Raw genomic sequence first — 2877 nt, 5'->3', positions numbered from 1 at the left:
CATTCAGTCCTTCATTGTCGCAGCCAACCTAATTCGCAAAAAACAGCAAGAGCCCCTACCCGATCCATGGCAGGGACAACTCATCGATGACTTTGAGAATGGATTGGATAAATGGACGCTTGCACATCGTGACGCCAATGCCTCTGCGATCAATACTGTTGAAATAAATCCGTCCTCTACCAAAGGTGCACGAGGCTCTAAATGGTTTGATACCCGGGCATTTAACACTCGGGAACCTCTGACCTGGGTCAGCCCAACTTTCACCATCAAGCAGCCCTACCTCAACCTTTTGATCGGCGGAAACCTTTCCCCCCATAATCGGTTGGAACTAATTGTGGATGGCAAAGTCGCTTTAAATGCCTCCCCAAAGACCGAAAAAAATCTTTCCCCAATCTCTTTAGATGCATCCAAGTTCGTCAGCAAAATGGGTCGACTGAGAATTTCCTGGAAAGTACCCCAGCCCTTCTTTTTGGATCAGATCGTTTTTGCCAGTCGGGCTTGGGATGACGACACTCGCCCGGCTATAACGCCCGCAGAAGTTGCAGAATTGTCCAAGCTTCCTAACACCTCGCACGCATTGATCAAACAATGGATTTCTCTCATCACCAAAAACAAAAAATTCGATCATTGGTCTCCGGAAAAATTTCTGCAGGACTTTATTTTGCGGCCCGAACAAGCGAAGGGGCACAATTGGACTCAACAAGACCGTGCCTATGCAAACTACCTTTCGAATAGCACACTATTCGCAGATTTCTCAAAAGGTGAATTGCCCGATGGTTGGCTAAGAACTGGACAGGCTTTTCAATTAACTCAGGAAAATAAGCTTAGGTTTGATTCTAAAAGACCTTTCATCGAGACTTCATCTATTGATAGTTCTCTCTACGGAAAAAAACAGGTGGGCACCCTGCGCTCCCCCATCTTCTCAATTGATCAGAACATTCACATCCGACTAAATGCTGAAAAAAGCATGATCCGTTTGGTTATCGAAAACTACGGAATGGCCAATTACAGCGAACTCCTTTTCAAAGGAAGCATTTACAAAAAAGACAGCAGGCAGACCAATGGCCAAGGCGCATTCAAATGGATTCAAATTGAATCCAAAATCATCAAGAAATATGCGGGCAAAAAAGCCTACCTTGAGTTCGCTGACAATGGGGACGGATATGTCCAAGTGGAGCAGGTAAGATTTGCCCAAAAACCTCTCCCTCATTCGTTTCATCCTTTGGTTCGAAAACTTACTGAATTTGGCATCCCCGACAGTATTGAAAAAACTGCAGAACTTTTGAGCCAAGCCTTTCTGTCTGAAAATCCCGAGCTCCTCAACTGGTTTTTTCATCGCGGATTGGCAGACTCATCCATACACCGCCCCGAAGTCAGCCAACTTATTTCTTCTGGAGAAAAGCTCGCCCAGGATTTACCTGCCCCGCGCTTCGCTCTAACTATGAGTCAGGCAACTCCAGAAAACGCACGAGTCTATGTTCGAGGGAGCTACAAATCATTGGGCGAGGAAGTGCCCCACCGATACCTCGAAGCCCTTGGTGCCAAGGAAGTAGACCGCCTCGGACTGGCCAACCTCATTGCCAGCTCGGAAAACCCCCTGACTTCCCGGGTGATGGTCAACCGGATCTGGCTTCAGCTTTTCGGCCGGGGCATTGTACCCACACCTGATGACTTCGGCCCTCAGGGGCAACTGCCCAGCCATCCGGAACTGCTCGACTGGTTGGCCAATGATTTCGCCAAAAATGGATGGTCTATCAAGCGGATGATTCGTCAGATCACACTTTCTCAGACCTATGGGCAGGCATCCATCCCGCATCCCGGAATCGATCCACAAAAAATTGCCATGGTCGACCCACAAAACAAGTGGCTTCACCGCATGCCGGTTCGCCGATTGCAGGCGGAAGCGATTCGCGATGCCCTCCTCGCCGTGTCAGGCAAGCTGAGCCCCAAGGCATACGGAAAGGGTGTGCCCACTCACCGTACCGCTTTTATGACCGGACGCGGATCCCGACCCAGCGGCCCCCTTGACGGGCATGGCCGAAGGTCCGTCTACCAAGCGGTCTACCGCAATTTTCTCAACCCCTTCCTTCTTGCCTTTGACATGCCGAGTCCTTTCGGACCCAAGGGGAGAAGGGGATCTTCCAATGTTCCCGCCCAGGCCCTCACCCTGATGAACGATCCCTTTGTCCAGCGCATGGCGGTGATCTGGGCGAAAAGCACTGCCCAAATCCAGGACTCAAAAAATAGGGCTCAACACATGTACGAGCAGGCAGTCGGCCACCTTCCGGACGACTCCAAAACCGATCAGTTACTCGCCTTTATGGATAAGCAGAGTGAACTCTATGGAAAAAAAGATCATCGTGCTTGGAATGATCTGGCACACGCCCTTTTCAACCTGAAGGGGTTTACTTACCTGCAGTAAGTAACAAGCAAATCCAAATGGGGATCAATCAAAGTTCATCAAAGGCATGTTTTGGACCGTGTAACCCAGGTCCCACCGATCGAGAGCAATCCAAGATAAAAAGATATGCTTCGGTCATCGTTCTGAGTCCTGAAAAAGAGACTTATTACCGCGAACTACATGCCGATGTCTGGCCATCTATTCTTGAGCAGATCAAGCAGGCAAACCTACAAAACTTTTCCATCCACCTCACGGAAATCGAAGGCATAAAGTACCTTTTTAGTTATTACGAATATACCGGAAAAAACTACGAAACCGACATGGCCGACATGGCAAAAAAACCAGAGATGCAAAAGTGGTGGAAAGAAACAAGTGCTTGTCAAATTCGCATGCCCGGGACTAATGCCAATGAACAATGGAAAGAGATGGAAATGCTCTTTCAACTTAGGTGACAGAAAACAACCCGACTTAGCCCA

2 protein-coding genes are annotated in these 2877 nt (G+C 48.8%); both read left to right on the top strand.

The annotated features are described in order from the left end of the window. On the top strand, positions 1-2422 hold a 2422-nt coding region (locus ACKPQ4_RS02755; RefSeq protein ID WP_407679684.1), incomplete at its 5' end, for a DUF1553 domain-containing protein. Positions 2423-2439: 17 nt separating this feature from the next. Further along, entirely contained in the window at positions 2440-2853 is a 414-nt protein-coding gene (locus tag ACKPQ4_RS02750) for an L-rhamnose mutarotase (RefSeq protein ID WP_407679683.1), read from the top strand. Positions 2854-2877 lie beyond the last annotated feature (24 nt).

The sequence above is a fragment of the Candidatus Chordibacter forsetii genome (assembly GCF_964187505.1).
In the GTDB taxonomy this organism is placed as follows: Bacteria; Verrucomicrobiota; Verrucomicrobiia; order Opitutales; family Seribacteraceae; genus Chordibacter; species Chordibacter forsetii.
Note: the sequence above shows the minus strand (reverse complement) of the source record. Positions and strands in the feature narration are given on the sequence as shown.

What these genes read in the sequence shown, in the direction of transcription:
- ACKPQ4_RS02750 (WP_407679683.1), top strand. Translation starts at nt 2,440, where the DNA reads ATGGGGATCAATCAAAGTTCATCAAAGGCATGTTTTGGACCGTGTAAC.